This is a genomic window from Streptomyces sp. NPDC056347, from assembly GCF_042262625.1.
GTDB lineage: Bacteria > Actinomycetota > Actinomycetes > Streptomycetales > Streptomycetaceae > Streptomyces.
The window spans coordinates 11532-28469 of record NZ_JBHJQP010000106.1 but is presented as its reverse complement, the minus strand read 5'-3'; the positions used below and the strand labels follow the sequence as shown (position 1 = coordinate 28469).

The 16938-nt window shown below is 72.4% G+C and carries 19 protein-coding genes; 6 read left to right on the top strand and 13 right to left on the bottom strand.

All coding sequences use genetic code 11. The features are described 5' to 3' along the window. Nucleotides 1-138: 138 nt before the first annotated feature. Nucleotides 139-912, bottom strand: a complete 774-nt coding sequence (locus ACFCV8_RS23365) for a class I SAM-dependent methyltransferase (protein ID WP_376687357.1) — start codon at nt 910-912, stop codon at nt 139-141. 76 nt (nt 913-988) lie between these two features. On the opposite strand from ACFCV8_RS23365, the gene ACFCV8_RS23360 reads away from it, so the two are divergent. Beyond that, nucleotides 989-1618 (top strand): CGNR zinc finger domain-containing protein, encoded by a 630-nt coding sequence (locus ACFCV8_RS23360; protein ID WP_376687356.1) that lies wholly within the window; start codon nt 989-991, stop codon nt 1616-1618. On the opposite strand, the gene sodX is transcribed toward ACFCV8_RS23360, so the two are convergent. Continuing rightward, a complete protein-coding gene (sodX, locus tag ACFCV8_RS23355) occupies nt 1522-1989 on the bottom strand; it encodes a nickel-type superoxide dismutase maturation protease (protein ID WP_376687355.1) in 468 nt (155 codons plus the stop codon). The genes ACFCV8_RS23360 and sodX overlap by 97 nt on opposite strands. Nucleotides 1990-2180: 191 nt before the next feature. On the opposite strand from sodX, the gene sodN reads away from it, so the two are divergent. Then, entirely contained in the window at nt 2181-2576 is a 396-nt protein-coding gene (gene sodN, locus ACFCV8_RS23350) for a superoxide dismutase, Ni (RefSeq protein ID WP_352278442.1), read from the top strand. 193 nt (nt 2577-2769) lie between these two features. Here the strand turns inward: sodN and ACFCV8_RS23345 are convergent, their stop codons facing one another. The 3 genes from ACFCV8_RS23345 to ACFCV8_RS23335 all read right to left on the bottom strand — a co-directional run bounded on the left by ACFCV8_RS23345 (nt 2770) and on the right by ACFCV8_RS23335 (nt 4801). Beyond that, complete coding sequence (locus ACFCV8_RS23345; RefSeq protein WP_376687354.1) at nt 2770-3429, bottom strand: hypothetical protein; 660 nt, start codon at nt 3427-3429, stop codon at nt 2770-2772. A 203-nt stretch (nt 3430-3632) separates the two neighbouring features. Beyond that, nucleotides 3633-4085, bottom strand: a complete 453-nt coding sequence (locus ACFCV8_RS23340) for a hypothetical protein (protein WP_376687353.1) — start codon at nt 4083-4085, stop codon at nt 3633-3635. Between the two features lie 362 nt (nt 4086-4447). Continuing rightward, the gene (locus ACFCV8_RS23335) at nt 4448-4801 is read right to left on the bottom strand and encodes a hypothetical protein (protein WP_376687352.1); all 354 of its coding nucleotides are present in this window, start codon (nt 4799-4801) and stop codon (nt 4448-4450) included. Nucleotides 4802-5277: 476 nt separating this feature from the next. Between ACFCV8_RS23335 and ACFCV8_RS23330 the strand changes: the two genes are divergently transcribed. Together ACFCV8_RS23330 and ACFCV8_RS23325 are read left to right on the top strand one after the other, a co-directional pair. After that, a complete protein-coding gene (locus tag ACFCV8_RS23330; protein WP_376687351.1) occupies nt 5278-5535 on the top strand; it encodes a hypothetical protein in 258 nt (85 codons plus the stop codon). A gap of 209 nt (nt 5536-5744) precedes the next feature. Then, nucleotides 5745-6239, top strand: a complete 495-nt coding sequence (locus ACFCV8_RS23325; protein WP_376687350.1) for a VOC family protein — start codon at nt 5745-5747, stop codon at nt 6237-6239. 46 nt (nt 6240-6285) lie between these two features. Here ACFCV8_RS23325 and ACFCV8_RS23320 read toward each other — a convergent pair whose 3' ends face one another. Further along, the gene (locus tag ACFCV8_RS23320) at nt 6286-7767 is read right to left on the bottom strand and encodes an MFS transporter (protein WP_376687349.1); all 1482 of its coding nucleotides are present in this window, start codon (nt 7765-7767) and stop codon (nt 6286-6288) included. A 102-nt stretch (nt 7768-7869) separates the two neighbouring features. On the opposite strand from ACFCV8_RS23320, the gene ACFCV8_RS23315 reads away from it, so the two are divergent. Then, a complete protein-coding gene (locus ACFCV8_RS23315) occupies nt 7870-8481 on the top strand; it encodes a TetR/AcrR family transcriptional regulator (RefSeq protein ID WP_376687348.1) in 612 nt (203 codons plus the stop codon). 65 nt (nt 8482-8546) lie between these two features. On the opposite strand, the gene ACFCV8_RS23310 is transcribed toward ACFCV8_RS23315, so the two are convergent. The 4 genes from ACFCV8_RS23310 to ACFCV8_RS23295 form a co-directional block, all read right to left on the bottom strand. Further along, the gene (locus ACFCV8_RS23310) at nt 8547-9497 is read right to left on the bottom strand and encodes an NAD(P)H-binding protein (protein ID WP_376687347.1); all 951 of its coding nucleotides are present in this window, start codon (nt 9495-9497) and stop codon (nt 8547-8549) included. Then, complete coding sequence (locus ACFCV8_RS23305; protein WP_376687346.1) at nt 9494-9865, bottom strand: DUF952 domain-containing protein; 372 nt, start codon at nt 9863-9865, stop codon at nt 9494-9496. The genes ACFCV8_RS23310 and ACFCV8_RS23305 overlap by 4 nt, the downstream gene beginning before the upstream one ends. 83 nt (nt 9866-9948) lie before the next feature. Then, nucleotides 9949-10944, bottom strand: a complete 996-nt coding sequence (locus ACFCV8_RS23300) for an NAD-dependent epimerase/dehydratase family protein (protein WP_376687360.1) — start codon at nt 10942-10944, stop codon at nt 9949-9951. Nucleotides 10945-11049: 105 nt separating this feature from the next. Beyond that, the gene (locus tag ACFCV8_RS23295) at nt 11050-12003 is read right to left on the bottom strand and encodes a LysR family transcriptional regulator (protein ID WP_376687345.1); all 954 of its coding nucleotides are present in this window, start codon (nt 12001-12003) and stop codon (nt 11050-11052) included. A 244-nt stretch (nt 12004-12247) separates the two neighbouring features. Here ACFCV8_RS23295 and snpA point away from each other — a divergent pair, with 244 nt between their 5' ends. Further along, nucleotides 12248-12928 carry a snapalysin gene (snpA, locus tag ACFCV8_RS23290; RefSeq protein ID WP_376687344.1) on the top strand — a complete coding sequence of 227 codons (681 nt, stop codon included), beginning with the start codon at nt 12248-12250 and terminating at the stop codon, nt 12926-12928. A gap of 268 nt (nt 12929-13196) precedes the next feature. Here snpA and ACFCV8_RS23285 read toward each other — a convergent pair whose 3' ends face one another. The 3 genes from ACFCV8_RS23285 to ACFCV8_RS23275 all read right to left on the bottom strand — a co-directional run bounded on the left by ACFCV8_RS23285 (nt 13197) and on the right by ACFCV8_RS23275 (nt 16757). Beyond that, a complete protein-coding gene (locus tag ACFCV8_RS23285) occupies nt 13197-13871 on the bottom strand; it encodes a DUF6304 family protein (RefSeq protein ID WP_376687343.1) in 675 nt (224 codons plus the stop codon). A 205-nt stretch (nt 13872-14076) separates the two neighbouring features. Then, nucleotides 14077-15222, bottom strand: coding sequence for a family 2 encapsulin nanocompartment cargo protein polyprenyl transferase (locus ACFCV8_RS23280; RefSeq protein ID WP_376687359.1), 1146 nt, complete (start codon nt 15220-15222; stop codon nt 14077-14079). A 128-nt stretch (nt 15223-15350) separates the two neighbouring features. Continuing rightward, nucleotides 15351-16757, bottom strand: coding sequence for a family 2B encapsulin nanocompartment shell protein (locus ACFCV8_RS23275; RefSeq protein ID WP_376687342.1), 1407 nt, complete (start codon nt 16755-16757; stop codon nt 15351-15353). Between the last annotated feature and the right edge of the window lie 181 nt (nt 16758-16938).

Sequence of the window (16938 nt, the reverse complement as noted above, 5' to 3'; positions counted from 1 at the left end):
TCGCGGGGGGCGGGGTGGGGCCCCGGTCTCACGCTTCCGGGGGGGGGGGGGGGCGGGGGGGTTGGCCGCCGGGGGGTACGGGGGGGGGGGGGGTCGGGGGCCCCGCCCCGACCCGCCCTCCTCCGGACCGTCCCTCGCTCACTTCACGGCGAGCACCAGGGTGTCCGAGGGCGAGGCCCAGACGGCCCGCGCCTCACCGAACCCGGCCGCACGCAAGGTGTCGATGTGCCAGGACACGGGGGGCATGTCACCGTCCGCGTGCTCACCGTAGATCCGGTACCGCTCGGCGGTCGGCCCGGCCAGCGCCGGGTCCTTGGCGGCCAGCGCCCACCACTCGGCCCAGTCGACCGCGCCCGCCTCCTTGGCCCGGTCCATCGCGGCGTGCCGGTGGGCGCGCTCGGCCGCGTTGATCCGGGGCGTGGCGGTGTCGATCATGTGGTCCGCGTTCATGAACACGCCGCCGTCCCTGACCAGCCCGCCGATGTGCCCGTAGAGCGCGGCGAGCGGTTCGGTGTGCAGCCAGTGCAGGGCGGTGGCGGTGAGGACCGCGTCGTACGAGTCGTACGGCAGCTTCGCGGCCCACTCGGGGTCCTTGAGGTCGGCGCTGACGAACTCGACACGCCCGTCCCCGTCGAAGTAGCCGCGCGCGATGGTGAGCAGCGCCGGGTCGAGGTCCACCCCGGTACTGGTGGCTTCCGGGAACCGCCGGAGCAGCCGGTCCGTAATACTTCCCGTACCGCACGCGAGGTCCAGCACCCTCGGCCGCGGCCCCACGACGGCCTCGACCATGTCCAGCATCACCCGGAAGCGCTCCTCGCGGTCGGGCATGTACCACTCCTGCTGCCGGTCCCAGCTCTCCTGCCAGGCCCGCCAGTCCGTACCTGTCGATGTCTCTGCCACCGGAACCTCCATGTAATACCCTGAAACCTAAAACGACCATTACCTCATCCGCTGCAACGACCATAGACCGACGCCGTAAGGACTACAAGTGGAACTGGCCTATTACTCGGACTACGCCGTGCGTCTGGTCAACACCGAGGAGCCGACCCGCAACAAGGACTCCCTCACGTCCGTGGAAGCGGTCCGCGAGCTGTTCGGCCCCAACCAGCAGGCGGCCCGGCGTGCCACCGACGCGGACGTGACCCGCTTCAGGTCCGTACGGGCGCGGCTGCGCGCGGTCTTCGAGGCGGCCGACAGCGGCGACGAGACGCTCGCCGTCGACCTGCTCAACTCGCTGATGCTGGAGTTCCCGGTGAGCCCGCAGATCTCCGGCCATGAGACCCGGGACGCGGACGGCAAGCCGGACTGGCACATGCACCTGGCCGACCACCCGTCGAACGCGACGGCCGGGTACGCCGCCATCGCGGCGATGGGCCTGGCCTTCCACCTCACGTCCTACGGGGTCGACCGGCTCGGCCTGTGCGAGGCGTCACCGTGCCGCAACGCCTACCTCGACACCTCGACCAACCGGTCCCGCCGCTACTGCTCGGACCGCTGCGCGACCCGCGCCAACGTGGCCGCCTACCGGGCCCGCAAGCGCCTGGAGACCGAACGGGCGGCCGAGACCGGACGCAGCGCGGAGACCGCCCAGGTCACCACCGCCCGCACCGAACGCTGACCCTTCGCCGGCGGCCGGTAGCGCACCCGGGCCCTGGCCAGTACGAGCTCCTCGGGGACGGCCCCGTAATCCGTGCTGTCCCCACCCGCGAAGCTGTTGTCGGCCAGCACCCACCAACCGCCCCGGCGCCGCTCGACGGCCCGCTTCACCACCAGCAGGTCCTGCTGGAACGGATGCCGGAGGATCACCACGTCGCCGGGGCGCACCAGGGCCCCGTACTGCACGAGCAGCCAGTCCCCGTGATGGAGCGTCGGCACCATCGACGGCCCGGTCACCTCCACCACCTGGAACGGCACCCGCGCCGCCAGCCCACGCCCGGACCGCCCCTGCGTCCGCTCCGGCACCTCAGGCACCTCAGGCACCTCCCGCATCTCCGGCACCTCCCCGGTCCGTCCCGCACACGCTCCGTACGCGTCTCGGTAACAGCGTCCCGCATCATTCGGCCACAGGCCCCATCCTCGCCCCGGACTTTTGGCCTAAGCCCATGGGGGCACCCGGGAAAACGCGCCTCTCACCGAGTAATGTCCCACCTGAGAAGACGATCACGAGGAAGGACAGCTCAATGCTTTCCCGCCTGTTTGCCCCCAAGGTGAAGGTCAGCGCCCACTGCGACCTGCCCTGCGGCGTGTACGACCCGGCCCAGGCCCGCATCGAGGCGGAGTCCGTCAAGGCCGTCCAGGAGAAGTACCAGGCCAACGAGGACCCGCACTTCCGGGCCCGCGCGGTGGTCATCAAGGAGCAGCGCGCCGAGCTCGCGAAGCACCACGTCTCGGTGCTGTGGAGCGACTACTTCAAGCCCCCGCACTTCGAGAAGTACCCGGAGCTGCACCAGCTGGTCAACGACACCCTCAAGGCCCTCTCGGCCGCGAAGGCCTCCACGGACCCGGCGACGGGCCAGAAGGCGCTGGACCTCATCGCCCAGATCGACAAGATCTTCTGGGAGACGAAGAAGGCCTGACCTTCTCGCCCCTCGGCACGAGGGAGGCCCGACCGCTTCGAGCGGCCGGGCCTCCCTTCGTTCTCCCCGCCCTCACGCCCCTTCGGCGCGCTGGCCGAGTGCGAGTCCTCGCGATCCCGCGTACGAACCGCCTGGACCGCCTGGCCGAAACCGGCCGGGCCTGCGGGCAAGGGTGGGCGGGACGCCCCGTTGCCTACGGGCAGGACTCGTCGAACTTGACCGCGGCGAATTCAACCGGCTGTCCGTTGAGCTTCGTTCCGGCCTTCGGGGCCTGAGTACAGATCTTCCAGTTGCTCTCCATCAGGACCATGCGGTCCTCCGAGGCGTCGGTGACGGTGATCGACGTACTCGGGTCGAGGGCCCCGCGCGCCACTTTGACGGACTTGCCGAGGAAGTCGGGCATCGTGCCGTCGGCCGCGGCAGGGTCCCTCTCCTCCTTGGACGGGCAGGACTCCTCAAGCTTCACCGCGCCGAAGTCGAACTTGCTGTCGACCGGGATGTCCTTCCCCGGCCGGTGGTTCTGGGTGCAGACCTTCCAGTTGCGGTCGAACGCCTGCATGCGGCCGCGCCCGGCGCTGTCATGGGACGTCAGGAGATGGAAGCCGTCCGCCTGCGCCTTGTCCTGCGCGGACTGCAACCCCATGCCGACGAAGTTCGCGACCGTCGCGCGCTCAACGGGCTTGTCGTCGGACTCGTCGTCAGGCTTGCCGTCCGTCCGCGGCAGCGCGGTGTCCGCGGCGGCGGGGGAGGACGGCGGAGTGGCGGGCCGCTGGGCAGTGGCGGCCGGCTCGCATCCGGCGAGGGCGACGGCGGCCAGACAGGCAAGTGCGGCAGTGACTGTACGGGTGTTCATTTCGTCCCCCCAGCAGCATTTCATGGAGGAATGACCGTAACCGGGCTTCACGACAAGGTGAGGGGCACTCTCCGGAAGTGATGGTCTTGTGATCAAAAAGTGGGTACGAAGTGACGGCCTCGGTCGCAGGGAGGCCGTTCACGCTCCGTGCGCGGCGGCACCGATCTCCTCGCACCACCGCACCCGGCGCCACGGGTCTCGTGTCAGTCGAACCAGACGACGAGCCGCACCTGGTCCGCGCCATGGAGTTCGCCGAGCGTGCGCATCACGCTCCAGACCGGCCCCCAGTGGGTCGAGTCACCCGCGACGCTGTCGCGGCTCCGGGCGCCGGAGCCGTCGGTCTCGCTCCAGTCGGCGACGGCGAGTTCGGCCCAGGTGATCCACGTGGTGCCGTGTACGTCGCAAGGGCCGCCGTATGCCTCGTACCCGGCCCTCAACGCCTCGGACGCGTCGGCCGGGAGGCCGCGGCCCTCGGCCAGCGGACGGAACCCGAGGTCGTTGCGGACGCCGAAGAGACAGGCGAGGGCGTTGTAGGCGTTGCCGCTGTTCAGAAGGGAGAGGTCGATGGCGGACTCCCACACGGAGTCCTCGTCGTCGGGGCCCCAGAGGCGGGCGTTCGGCCGGCACTCGATCATTCCGCTGATCTGGGTGGACATACCGGCATGGTGCCTGACCGGCGCCCGCCTCGGCATCCGCGTATACCGCGCTCCGGTCTCCCGCACCCGGCATCCGATCAGTGCCCTTCCCGGCGCGGCCCGCGGGCTGCGCGCCCAGGACGTACCCGCCGCGCGGGAGGTGCGGCACCACGACTCCGGCGCCGGGCACGCCGGGCCGGCGGCGCGGAGCGGCCTGGCCACCAGGCTCGTCCCGGACACCGAGGAGGCCCCCGGCGGGTTCCGAGACACCCTCAGGGGGCGGTGCATCTCGCGTCGCCGCCCCCGGCGGGAGCCGCATCACGCGGTCCCGCCGGGCTCGCACCGCCGGGCAGGGCCGTCGGGCCGCCAAGCCCGGCGGCGGGTCAGGAGAAGACCACGGACCGCATGAGAAGGCGGTCACCTGCCCCCGCGCCGGGAGGCAGGACGTAGTAGACATCGCCTTCGCAGTCGGCACCGAGGAAGACGGTGGCGGTGGACCGGGTGTGGTTCTTCGGAGCCCGGCTGGCCGAACCCGGTTCGGAGGAGGGGCCTCGCAGGTTGATGCACTCGCCGCTCGCCGGGTCGTTCAGGAACCCGACAGCCTCGTATCCCTCGACGGTGGTGTACGTGTAGCGGAACTGCCCGGTGGCCGCCGACGCCGAGCCGGGTGCGGCCGTCAGCAGGACGAGGGCGCCGCAGACGGCACCGAGGGCCGTCTTGAGAGAGCGAGCAGACACGTGGAACTCCTTCTGTGGGGGTTGATCAGTGCCAGCGATGCCCAGGAATCGGCGGGACACGCACCTTGTCCCCTGAAAGAGGGAAGCCGAACTTGCCGATGTGCGCCCGATCCCGTCGGCATGACGCCTGGCCGCAGCGGTCCGGAAGTGGAAGTCCGGGCGGATCGATGCGGGCCCCGCGTCGGCCGGGGCGTCGCCCCGGGCGCGGAACTCGGCCCCGGTCCCGGCGGCGGCGACCGCCGGACACATCCCGAAGTCCCCGCAGTTGACGATCACCGGCCGGGCGCCGGACGGGACACCCGAGCCGGACGGCGGCCGCGGGAACGGCCTTTTCAGCCATGCCCGCGGTGTGTGACCCGCCCCCAGTATCCGCATGTGCTTATTGCCGTACCCGCACCCCATCTGACCAACATCGTTTACTTTAAGATCACTTGGTATCGCATTCCACGCGATCCATCTGCGTCAGGAGACCGAACATGTCTGTTCCGGAAGGCGCCCACGCCGTCACCTACAGCTTCACGGCCTACGGCGACGGGGTCGAGATAGGCACCGTCCTCGAGTTCCCGCTCAGCATTTCCGCCACCCAGCGGCCGCACGAGGACGCCGCGGCGCAGGCCGCCGCCGAGGCGTACCAGGCCACCATCGCCGCCGCCTACCCGGCCGTGCCGGTGTACGCCAGCCGCACCTACAAGTGCCGCATCCAGGACACCGCCTGGCCGGCGGCCTCCGCCTGATCACCGCGTCCGACACGGACAGCAGGAGTTAACTCCCCGGCACGGGCCGTGGTTTGCGGAGTCGGTCAACCGGACCCGGTCGTGTCGTCGAGGTGTTTGCGCGCTCCCGGGGGACCATATGGAGTCGGCCGATTCCGGTCCCCCGTCACCTCGCCCCCGGTGGTACACGCGGGCAACGAGCGGGGCTGCGCACACGAGGGGAGACAGCGATGACGACCGAGGGCTTCACCACATGTCTGTGGTTCGACGGGCAGGCCGAGGAGGCTGCGGAGTATTACGTCTCGGTCTTCAGGAAATCCCGCCTCGGCAGGATCGCCCGTTACAGCGAGGCCGGGCCGGGTCCCGCCGGTTCGGTGATGACGGTGGAGTTCGAGATCAACGGCCAGCGGTTCGTCGGGGTGAACGGAGGGCCCCGGTTCACCTTCAACGAGGCCGTCTCGTTCCAGATCGGCTGCGCCGACCAGGCCGAGGTGGACCACTACTGGGCCAGCCTCACCGACGGCGGCGAGGAAGGGCCCTGCGGCTGGCTGAAGGACCGGTACGGGGTGTCCTGGCAGGTCGTACCCGATGGCCTGATCGAGCTGGTGAGCGACCCGGACGGGGAGAAGGCGGCGAGGACCACCCGGGCGATGATGACGATGAAGAAGCTGGACATCGCCGCGCTGCGGCAGGCACACGGCGCAGACGGGCAGGGCGACCGCTGACGGTTGCCCTGCCGTGCGCGCCCCCCCATCTCGCGGGCGCGCCCCGTCACGTGCGGGCGCCGCTCCCCGCACGTCGCGGGGCGAGGAAGGCGCCCGCGAGGAGCGCGCCGACGAGCACCAGCGCCGCGTTGACCAGGATCGCGACCGCCACCCCGGACAGGACGGCTTCGGGACCCGTGTCACCGAGGGCGGACATCCGGGCGGTGGCGATCGCGCTCATGACCGGGATGCCCATGGTGATGCCGACCTGCTGGGTCATGGTGGCGAGGCCGGTGGCCAGTCCCTGCTCCTCGTCGGGAAGGCCGGAGGTCGCGGTGACCATGAAGCCGACGATCATCAGCATGTTGCCGATGCCGCCGACGAACGTGGCCGCCAGCAGCAGCGCGATCCAGCCACCCGTGCTGCCGAGCGCCACCAGGGAGAGGGTCGCGGCGGCCTGCACGATTCCGCCGCCGACGATGGTGGCGCGGCTCCCGAACCGGCCGACGGCCCGCCCGCCGAACGCGCCGCCGAGCACCGTACCGATGCCCAGGACGCCGAAGGCGAGACCGGTCGCCAGCGGCGAGTAGCCGAGGACCTCCTGGAGGTAGAGGGTGAGCAGGAAGACCAGCGAGGTCTCGGTGACGAAGGCGACCAGCCCCGCGGTGTTGCCCCAGACGACGCTGCGCCGCTTCAGGATGCGTACGGGAACGAGCGGCGCCGCGGCCCTCACCTCGACGAACCGGAAGGTGACGAGGAGCGCCAGCCCGGCGAGCAGTGCGGCCAGGGTGACGGGCTCGGTCCAGCCGGACTCGCCGGCCCGGGTCAGGCCGTAGACGAGCAGCAACAGTCCTCCGGTGACGGTCGCCGCGCCGGGGACGTCGAGCCGGGGGCGCCCGGCGGGCCGGGCGTCGGTGACGGCGGACGGGGCGAGGGCGACCACCAGCGCGGCGACCGGCACGTTGACGAAGAACGCCCAGCGCCAGGAGAGCAGGTCGGTGAGCAGTCCGCCGAGGACGGCCCCGGCGGTGAAGCCCGCGGACATCAGCGCGCCGTTGAGGCCCAGGGCGCGTTCACGCAGCGGGCCCTCCTTGAAGGCGGTGGTCAGCAGCGCGAGCCCGGCGGGCGTGACGGCGGCCGTGGCGAGCCCTTGGAGCACCCGCGCCACCAGCAGCATGCCGGGCGAGGTGGCGAGCCCGCCGAGGACGGAGGAGAGGCCGAGGACGGTCATGCCCACGAGGAACATCCGCTTGCGGCCGACCAGATCGGCGATCCGGCCGAACAGGAGGGTGAAACCGGCGGCCGCGAGGGCGAAGGCGGTGGCGATCCACTGAAGCTGGGAGAGGGAGAAGCCCAGCCCCTGCCCGACGGCGGGCAGCGCGACGTTCAGGATCGAGAAGTCGACGGCGATCATGAACTGGGCGCCGAGGAGAAGAGTGAGGACGAGTTTCTGCCTACCCGTCATGCGGGCGGCCGCGCGGCGGTCCGGCGCGGGAGGGGCGGAGACGGGATCGGTGGCGACCGACGGGGCGTGACCGGGTGCGGACATGGTGGGCCTTCCACAGCAAGAGGCTCTAACGGGATGATGGTTCCGTTAAGGTGGGCGTCACCGTAGCAGAGGAAGAGCTATTAATGGAACTGGAGACCCGTTATGACTCCTGAGGGTGTGGAACCCGGCAGCGTACGCCCCGGCGGCCGTACCGCCCGGGTCCGTGACTCGGTCCTGCGGGCGGCGGGCGACGCGCTGGCCGAGCACGGCTTCGACCGCCTGGATCTCTCCGATGTCGCGCGCCGGGCGGAGGTCGGGAAGACCACCGTCTACCGGCGCTGGTCCACCCCGACCGGGCTGATCGCGGACCTGCTGGACGACATGGCCGAGCAGTCCTCGCCCCGTACGGCCACGGGTTCGCTCGCCGAGGACCTCAGGGCCAACGCCCGGCTGGTGGTGGACACCCTCACCGACCCGCGGCAGGGCGCGCTCTTCAAGGCCGTGATCGCCGCGGCCACCTGCGACCCGCGCACGGCGAAGGCGCTGCACCGCTTCTACGCGATCCGCATCGAGGAGTGGTCGGGCTGTGTCGCCGAGGCCGTGGAGCGCGGCGAACTGCCCGCGGGCACGGACCCGGGCGAGGTGATCCGTGCCGTGTCGGCGCCGCTCTACTACCGGCTGCTGGCCAGCGGGGACCCGCTCGACGGGGCGGCGGCGGACCGTGCGGCCGACGCCGCCGCGGCCGCGGCGCGTTCGGGAGCGTACGTCGTGTGAGGGCGCGGCGGGCGGGACCGCCCGCTTCCCGCCTCCGCCCGCCGCGCGGCCGGAGGCGGGTTCGGTCAGCCCGTCCCGAGCAGATGCCGGTAGCTGTCCGGGTGCCGGCGCAGGAAATCGGCCAGGCCCGTGGCCGGGTGGCCGGTGAGCCGCGGTACGGCGTCCGAGACCGTGGCCATCTCACCGGTGGCGATGGCCTCGTACGAGGTGACCCAGCCGGCCACCTCCCAGTCCTCGGCCCCGTAGTGCGCCCGTGAGGCGTACGCCTCCTCGCGGGTCTCGGGTACGTAGGTGACGGTCCGGCCGGTGGCCCGGCTCAGCTCCTCGGCCGCTTCGGTCAGGGTGAACGCCTCGGGGCCCGTGAGGTCGTAGCTCCGCCCGTCGTGCCGGGTGGCGCCTCCCCCACTGCCGTCCCCGCCGCCGGTGTCGGTGTCGGCCAGCAGGACGGTGACCGCGGCGTCGGCGATGTCGTCGTGCGCCACCGCCGCCACCCGCCCGTCGCCCGCCGGTCCGCGCAGCACCCCGTCGGCACCGGTCATCGCCGGAATGGCCGCGAGGTACAGGCTGTCGCGGAGGAAGGTGTGGCGGACGTCGGCGGCCCGGATGTGCGCCTCGGTGTGCCAGTGGTCCCGGGCGAAGGTGAACGTGGCGTCCGGCGCCGCGCCCAGGAACGAGACGTACACGATGCGTTCGACGCCCACGGCCACCGCCGCGTCCACCGCCGTCGTGTGCTCCCGCACCCGGTGCGGGCTCTCGTGCGCCGAGACCAGGAACAGGGTGTGCGCCCCGGCCAGGGCGCGGCGCATCGCCTCGCCGTCACCGTACGGGGCGGGCGGGGCGGCCACCGCGCCGGGCAGCTCGGGCAGCCGGGACGGGTCGCGGCCGAGCAGCCGTACGGGCACACCCGCGCGGGCCAGCCGCCGGGCGACCCGGCCGCCGACGGCGCCGCCCGCCCCGGTGACGGCGACGATCGGGGCGTCCGGCGCGGGACGGTCGGTGCGGGAGGGGCTGCTCATGCGGGACCGCCCCCCTTCCGGGGCCAGGGGCGTACCTCCACGACCGCGTCCACCGGGACGGGGCCGTAGATGTGCGGGAACTCCTCGCCGCCGGGCGCGGCGGGCTCGTACCGCACGGGCGCGGTGAGCCGGTCGGGGTCGATGACGAGCACGACGAGTTCCGCGTCGCCGCTCCCGGCCCCGCTCCCGGCCCCGCTTCCGGTGCCGTAGAGCATCTCGGCCACACCGGCGAGCTGGTGCGGCAGCGAGCAGTGGATGAAGCCCTCTTCGTGCAGGGTGCGGCCGCGGGTGGACATCTCGAACGTCCCGATCCCGCGGGCCGCCTCCCACAGCGGGCCTTCGGTGAGGTGCAACAGCAGTTCGGCCATGGTCCAAAACTACGGGCTGTGCCCTGCTCGCCGGGGGATCAGCGCGCGGCCCGGACCCGCCGGGCGCGGCGCGACGGCCCGGGTCATACGTCCGCGAGGAGCCGGGCCTCCACCTCCGGGTCGAGGCCGACCGGGGGCCGGTCCGGCCGCTGCGGGGCCCGCCCGCCCAGCTCCTCCAGCCACTTCCAGGTGTCGGCGACCGTCTCCTCGACCGGGCGGCAGCGCAGCCCGGTCGCGTACGCCCGCCCGACGTCGCCGCGGTGCAGTGCGTCGTACTGCTCGCCCGGCGGCAGCCAGACCGGCAGGTCGCTCCACGGCTTCACGCCCGCCGCGAGGATCGTCTCCGCGGGGGTCCAGCGCAGCTCCGCGCCGGAGCCGGTGGCCCGGACGCAGGCGTCCAGCAGCTGTCCCATGGTGGCGTGGCCGGGGCGGCTGACCAGGTTGTACGGGCCGTGCAGCCCGTCGCGGGCCGTGTCCAGCAGCCAGTTCGCGAGGTCCCGGGCGTCGATGTACTGGAGCCCCGTGTCCGGCGTGCCCGGGGCCAGCACGGGCCCGCCGCGGGCGATCCGACCCAGCCACCAGGGCAGGCGGCCGATGTTCTCCCAGGGGCCCAGGATCAGTCCGGCGCGGGCGAGCACCGCCCGGTCGCCGAAGGCGTCGAGCGCGGCCAGCTCACCGCCGCGTTTGGCCAGCGGGTACGAGACGTCCCCGCCCGCGTCCGGCGAGGCCCCCTCCACCAACGGGCCGTCCTCCGACAGCCCGGCCGGGGCGGGATACGCGTACACGGAGCGACTGGACACGTAGGCGTACCGGGCGGCCCGGTCGGCCAGCAGCCGGGCGGCGTCCCGGACCGCGCCGGGGGCGCCGCTCCAGGTGTCGACCACCAGGTCCCAGGCGGGCTCCCCGGCGGTGCCCCGGGCCAGCGCGGCCAGGCCGTCCTCGGTGGTGCGGTCGCCGAGCAGCTCGCTCGCGCCCGGCGGGGCCGCGTGCCGCCCCCGGTGGAACACCGTGACGTCCCAGCCGCGCGCCAGCGCCTCCTCGGTCACCGCGCGTCCCACGAACTCCGTACCGCCCAGGATCAGTAGCCTCATGGTCCCGACTCTGCCCGGTCGGCACCGTGCCGGGAACCGGTCCTCGCTCTCGGCGCAATCCTGAAGCGGACGGCGAAACCGGGAACCCGGCGGTCAGGAGGTGCGGGCCAGCGGGCTTCGCCGGCGCAGCAGCCACTGGTGGTATCCGGCCGTTCGCGAGGCGGCCTCCCGGTACGCCTCCTCCAGCTCCGCATACACCGGCGCCATGTCGGCGCCCGGCCGGGACACCAGCAGCAGCCGTACGGCGAGGGGGTCGTCGCGCAGCGGGCGGATCGCCATGTCGTCGCGCGGGCCGGAGGTCGGCTGGCAGGGGGCGACCGCCTCGCCGAGCACGATGAGCGAGGCGGCGGTGAGGTAGTCGCCGTGCAGGACGGTCGGCGCGAGACCGGCCGCGTCGAAGACCCGGCGCAGCCCGTCCCACTCGCCGTCCACCGTGGGGTCGACCATCCACCGGTCGGCGGCCAGGTCGACGAGGTCGACGACCGGGCAAGCGGCTGCCGGATGGTCCCTGGCCATGGAGATGAACTGCGGTTCGCGGTCCAGGAGTACGCGCTGCTCCAGCCCCTCGGGCACGGCCAGCGGGCAGCCCTCGACCTCGTGCACGAAGGCGACGTCCAGCGCGCCGGTCTCGACGTCGCGGAGCAGGGCGCGGGCCGACACGTCGACCCGGAGCGAGATGTCCGTGCCGGGCAGCCGGAGCCGGAGCCTGCGCAGCCAGCCGCCGATGACCCGGCTCGCGGTGCAGCCGATGCGCAGCCGCGGTCCGGTGGCGCGGACCGCGTCGGCCTCCGCCCGGGCGTCGCTGACCAGGGCGGTCATGCCGTCGACCAGGGGGCGGGCGCGGCTGAGGACGGTGCGGCCGAGCTGTGTCGGGTGGCAGCCGGTCCGCTCGCGCCGGAACAGCTCGGCACCCAGGGCGTTCTCGATCCGGCGCAACTGGGTGGTCAGGGCGGGCTGGCTGACGCCCAGCCGGCGGGCGGCACGGTGCAGGCTGCCCGCGTCCGCGATGGCGCACAGCGCCCTGAGGTGCCTCACCTCAAGCTCCATACGGTCGAGCGTAGGGCTGCGGGCGACGGTCGCACCAGACTCCCCGATCCTCTCAAATCCCGTTAATTCACCTGGAGTTGAGAGAGTCTTGGACGACCGTTCCGGGGCCGATGATAACGCGGCGCTATCGGCTGTTGACATCATCCGCGGCGGCTTTCGCTCCCCGACACTCACTGCGTACCGCCCCCGTCCGAGTCCGATCATCGGACGGGTCCATCGGACCGGTAACGGCAGGAGACCCCCCATGAAGCACCCCAGGACCGTCATCTCGGCCATGGTCGGCCTCGGTTTCGGCCTCGCGGCCGCGCTGGGCACCGCACCCGCGATCGCCGCCTCCCCGGCCCCCGCCACCGCGCCCGTCGGCCAGGTCGCACAGACCGGCGCGGACTACGCCGCGTACGCCGGTTCGGCGGAGAACTCCGCCGCGAACAAGGCGTTCTTCGAGGCGGTCGTCAAGTCGGTCGCGCAGAAGCGGGCGGCCAACCCCGGCGTCAAGGCCGTCACCATCGTCTACAGCACCACCAACGCGCCCAGCTTCCGCAGCCAGATATCCAGCAGCGCGCAGATCTGGAACAGCTCCGTCTCCAACGTCCGGCTCCAGGAAGGGTCGAACCCCGACTTCACCTACTACGAGGGCAATGACTCCCGGGGCTCGTACGCGAGCACCGACGGGCACGGCAACGGCTACGTCTTCCTGGACTACGCGCAGAACCAGCAGTACAGCTCGGTCCGGGTCACCGCGCACGAGACCGGGCACGTGCTCGGCCTGCCGGACCACTACTCCGGTCCGTGCAGCGAGCTGATGTCGGGCGGCGGCCCCGGCACGTCCTGCACCAACCCGTACCCGAACGCCTCCGAGAAGAGCCAGGTCAACTACCTGTGGCAGTACGGCTTCGCGGCCGCCCTCGCGAAGAACGCCTCCTGACGGTCCCGTACGCGGTGCGCACCGGCTCCAGAAGCTCCTCCTCCGTCATGCCCGGCTCGCGCGCCGACGGCCACTTCGCGTGCGCGTTGCCGCCCGCCCGACCCCGTCCGGCCCGCCCCGGCCGCGACCGCCGCGGCCCCCGGGGACGGCGGCAAGGTGCCGGACCGGAAGCCGCCCCGCACCGGGACTGTTCCGGTACGGGGCGGTGTGTGAACGGGGCGGTGTGCGGACGGAGATGCCTGACCGGGAGACCGTGCGCGGGGCGGGGTCAGGCGTGTTCGAGCGGGAACGCGCCCCGGTGTCCGGTGCCCGCGCCGGCGTCCGGCCGGGGCTCGTACTCGCGGCAGCTCCAGATCTCCTGGACGAACCCGGTGCGCCGGTCCCAGAGGTCCCGCACGTCACCCTCGCCCGCCGCTCCTCGGTAGGCGTCCTTGGCCCCCCGGAAACAGGCGAGTCCGCCGGAGAGCCCGCGGACCGTCTCGGGGGCCGGGAAGTAGTCCGAGAAAGCGCAGGCGATGCAGGTCCTCAGCCGCGCCCCGGGCGGCAGCCTGCGCTGGATCGTGGCGAGGGCGGAGGCGAAGTCGCTCTCGGCCCGGTGGGACGCGTAGGAGGCACCGCCGAACTGCAGCTCGAGACTGAGGTACGAATCCGGCTTGCGCAGCGACAACAGGCAGCTGAGCGTGGCCTGGTGGACCACCCCGTCCCAGCCGACCGGGAACGGCAGGTCCCACTCCAGCACGCAGTCGCTCAACGCCCCGTCCACCAGGACGAACCGCTCGTCGGCCGGTGGTGTGCCGACGGCGGGGGTGAGGCCGTCGAAGCTGGCGCCCTCGAAGTCGGTGCCCCGTGTCCGGAGGCGTAGCTGCTGTCCGTCGGTGGTGAGGACGACGGCGTCGGAACCCTGCCGGTCCCGGTACCACCCGGCCCATGACTCGTCTGTCATGGGCACGGACTGTAGCCCGTGCCCATGACAGTCGCCCTGTCACCCTCCGCCCTGCGGCCACGGCGGGAGGGTGATCGGAGGTACGGGGGCGGGTGGTCGGCGGATCCGGGGTGAGTGGTCGGCGGATCCGGTGGATCGTCAGTGGATCCGGGGGCGGGTGGTCAGTTGATCCCGAACGGGTGCTCAGCAGGTCCAGGGCGGGTGCTCAGTGGGTCCGGCGGGTAACGAACTCCGCCAGGGTCAGGAGGTCCTCCGCCCCGGCCAGGTCGTCCACCGCCCGGGACAGATGGTGGACCGCGCGGGACATCCGGTCCGCAGCACCGGCCTGCGCCCAGTCCCGGCCGCCGGCCCGCTCGACGGCGTCGGCGGCACGGCTCACTTCGTCGGGGCTGCTCATCGGTCCCCGGTAGAGCGCGGCGAGTTCGGCCGCCGCGGGGGTTCCGGAGGTCAGCGCGGCGACGACCGGCAGGGACTTCTTGCGGGCGGCAAGATCCGCCCCGACCGGCTTGCCGGTCCGGACGGGGTCGCCCCAGATGCCGATCAGGTCGTCGATGAGCTGGAAGGCGAGGCCCGCCTCCCGGCCGAACCCGTCCAGCGCGCCGACCGCCCGCTCCCCCGCGCCCGCGTACAGCGCACCCATCGCGCAGGCGCAGCCGAGCAGGGCGCCGGTCTTGGCGGTGGCCATCGTCAGGCACTCGTCGAGCGTGACCTCCTCCGGCCCCCGGTCCTCGAAGGAGCAGTCGGCCTGCTGGCCCGCGCACAGCTCGATGATGCAGTTCGAGAGCCGTGCCACGGCCTGGGCACCGGCCGGTGACGGGTCATCGGCCAGCAGCCGCTGGGCGAGGGCGAGCATGGCGTCGCCCGCGATGACGGCGTCCGGGATACCGAAGACCGCCCAGGCCGTGGGGCGGTGCCGGCGGGTGCGGTCCTCGTCGATGACGTCGTCGTGCAGCAGGGTGAAGTTGTGGGCCAGTTCCACGGCGACGGCCGCCCGCACCGCCCGCTCCGGGTCGCCGCCGAGCGCGCGGGCGGCGGCGAGGACCAGCGCGGGTCTGATCGCCTTGCCGGCCGGTCCCGAGGACGGACTGCCGTCCGCCTCCTGCCAGCCGAAGTGGTACATCGCGACGCGGCGGATCGATCCGGGCAGCGACTCGACGGCGGCGCGCAGCCGGGGGTCGACCAGGGCCCGGGTCCGCCCCAGGAGGGATTCGGCCTCCTGGCCGCGGATCACGGGCCCGGGCGGTGGAGCGTCACCGAGGAGCACGGCGACGGGCGGACCGGCGGAGACGGACGTCGCCGGACCGGACAGGACGGTGTCCCCCGGGGGCCGGGGGATCGGTGGTGGAGTCATCGCAGACGGGGTCTTCCGGGTCACGTGCTGGGTCTTCACTGGGGCGTCCTCCCGAGACCGCCGCGGGCACGACGGCCCGGCGGCGGGGGTTGACGGGGCCCGGACGCCCCCGTCCGGGCCCCGATGGGTTACCGCCAGCGGCTGACTTCGACGTTCTCCAGTACGCCCAGGGCGTCCGGGACGAGGATGGCCGCGGAGTAGTAGGCGGTCACCAGGTAGGAGATGATCGCCTGCTCGTCGATGCCCATGAAGCGGACCGAGAGGCTGGGCTCGATCTCGTCGGGGAGGCCGGTCTGGTGGAGCCCGACGACGCCCTGGTCGGACTCGCCGGTCCTCATGCAGATGATCGAGCTGGTCCGGGCCTCGGTGACCGGGATCTTGTTGCACGGAAGGATCGGAACGCCCCGCCAGGCCGGTACGTGCTGTCCGCCGAGGTCCACGCTCTCGGGCACCAGGCCCCGCTTGTTGCACTCACGGCCGAAGGCGGCGATGGCCTTGGGGTGGGCGAGGAAGAGCTTCGAGCCGCGGCGGCGCGAGAGGAGTTCGTCCATGTCGTCGGGGCCGGGCACACCGTCGTGCGGCTGGATGCGCTGCCCGTAGTCGCAGTTGTGCAGCAGGCCGAACTCGCGGTTGTTGACCAGCTCGTGCTCCTGGCGCTCGCGCAGCGCCTCGACCGTGAGCCGCAGCTGCTGCTCGGTCTGGTTCATCGGCTGGTTGTAGAGGTCGGCGACCCGGCTGTGGACCTTCAGCACCGTCTGCGCGACGCTCAGTTCGTACTCGCGCGGGGATGACTCGTAGTCGACGTACGTGTGCGGGACGACGGTTTCGCCGACGTGGCCGGCGGACAGGTCGATGGCCGCCTCGCCGTACTTGTTGGTGCGCTGCTCCGGGATGCTGCGCAGGCCGGCGAAGTGGGCGCGGAGCGAATCGGCGCGCTCGGCCAGGTTCAGCACATCGGCGCGGCTCAGGGCCAGCACCGTGCAGGCGGTGACGGCGCGGGCCGTGTACTCCCAGGTGGCGTCGCCGTCGACGAGGGAATCCTCCCCGAAGTAGGCCCCGTCGGCGTGGGTCCCGAGCACCGTCTCGTCCCCGTAGGGGCCGGTGCCGATCTTCGCGACCTTGCCGTGCGCCAGGAGGTAGACGGTGTCCGCCGCGTCCCCCGCCACGGCCAGCACCTGCCCCGCCGCGATCTCGCGCTGCTCGCACCGCCGGGCCAGCTCGCCCAGCACCTCCTCGTCACCGAAGTCCCGCAGCGCGGGGAGCTCCCCGAGCTCGGCGGGGATGACCGCCACCCGGTCACCGGTCTGCACGAAGGTCACCCGGCCGTCCCCGACCGCGTAACTCAACCGACGGTTCACCCGGTAGGTACCGCCCTGCACCTGCACCCACGGCAGCATCTTCAGCAGCCACCGCGAGGTGATCTCCTGCATCTGCGGGGCGGACTTGGTGGTCGTCGCGAGGTTCCGCGCCGCCGCCGTCCCCAGACTCTGCTGCGGAAGCGTCGCCGCGCTCTGAACCTCTTCGCCAACGGACATCTGACGTTCTCTCCATTCTTCGGATGACCTGCGCGAAGAAGCCTTTCAGCGCGGAGAGTGCCGGCGCCATTACACAAAAGAGTGTGATTAATCTGCCTGGCACTGGGCAGATGCGGGCAGGTGTGCGGTGGCGCGCGTCACACTCCGACTTAACTTGCATCTCGTATGCAAGTTATCTAAC

Coding starts and splice junctions, on each gene's coding strand:
- ACFCV8_RS23285 (WP_376687343.1), bottom strand. CDS start 13,871: ATGACAGACGAGTCATGGGCCGGGTGGTACCGGGACCGGCAGGGTTCC.
- ACFCV8_RS23305 (WP_376687346.1), bottom strand. CDS start 9,865: ATGGCCGAACTGCTGTTGCACCTCACCGAAGGCCCGCTGTGGGAGGCG.
- ACFCV8_RS23275 (WP_376687342.1), bottom strand. CDS start 16,757: ATGTCCGTTGGCGAAGAGGTTCAGAGCGCGGCGACGCTTCCGCAGCAG.
- ACFCV8_RS23325 (WP_376687350.1), top strand. CDS start 5,745: ATGACGACCGAGGGCTTCACCACATGTCTGTGGTTCGACGGGCAGGCC.
- ACFCV8_RS23330 (WP_376687351.1), top strand. CDS start 5,278: ATGTCTGTTCCGGAAGGCGCCCACGCCGTCACCTACAGCTTCACGGCC.
- ACFCV8_RS23280 (WP_376687359.1), bottom strand. CDS start 15,222: ATGACTCCACCACCGATCCCCCGGCCCCCGGGGGACACCGTCCTGTCC.
- ACFCV8_RS23340 (WP_376687353.1), bottom strand. CDS start 4,085: ATGTCCACCCAGATCAGCGGAATGATCGAGTGCCGGCCGAACGCCCGC.
- ACFCV8_RS23295 (WP_376687345.1), bottom strand. CDS start 12,003: ATGGAGCTTGAGGTGAGGCACCTCAGGGCGCTGTGCGCCATCGCGGAC.
- sodX (WP_376687355.1), bottom strand. CDS start 1,989: ATGCGGGAGGTGCCTGAGGTGCCTGAGGTGCCGGAGCGGACGCAGGGG.
- ACFCV8_RS23310 (WP_376687347.1), bottom strand. CDS start 9,497: ATGAGCAGCCCCTCCCGCACCGACCGTCCCGCGCCGGACGCCCCGATC.
- ACFCV8_RS23320 (WP_376687349.1), bottom strand. CDS start 7,767: ATGTCCGCACCCGGTCACGCCCCGTCGGTCGCCACCGATCCCGTCTCC.
- ACFCV8_RS23345 (WP_376687354.1), bottom strand. CDS start 3,429: ATGAACACCCGTACAGTCACTGCCGCACTTGCCTGTCTGGCCGCCGTC.
- sodN (WP_352278442.1), top strand. CDS start 2,181: ATGCTTTCCCGCCTGTTTGCCCCCAAGGTGAAGGTCAGCGCCCACTGC.
- ACFCV8_RS23365 (WP_376687357.1), bottom strand. CDS start 912: ATGGAGGTTCCGGTGGCAGAGACATCGACAGGTACGGACTGGCGGGCC.
- ACFCV8_RS23315 (WP_376687348.1), top strand. CDS start 7,870: ATGACTCCTGAGGGTGTGGAACCCGGCAGCGTACGCCCCGGCGGCCGT.
- snpA (WP_376687344.1), top strand. CDS start 12,248: ATGAAGCACCCCAGGACCGTCATCTCGGCCATGGTCGGCCTCGGTTTC.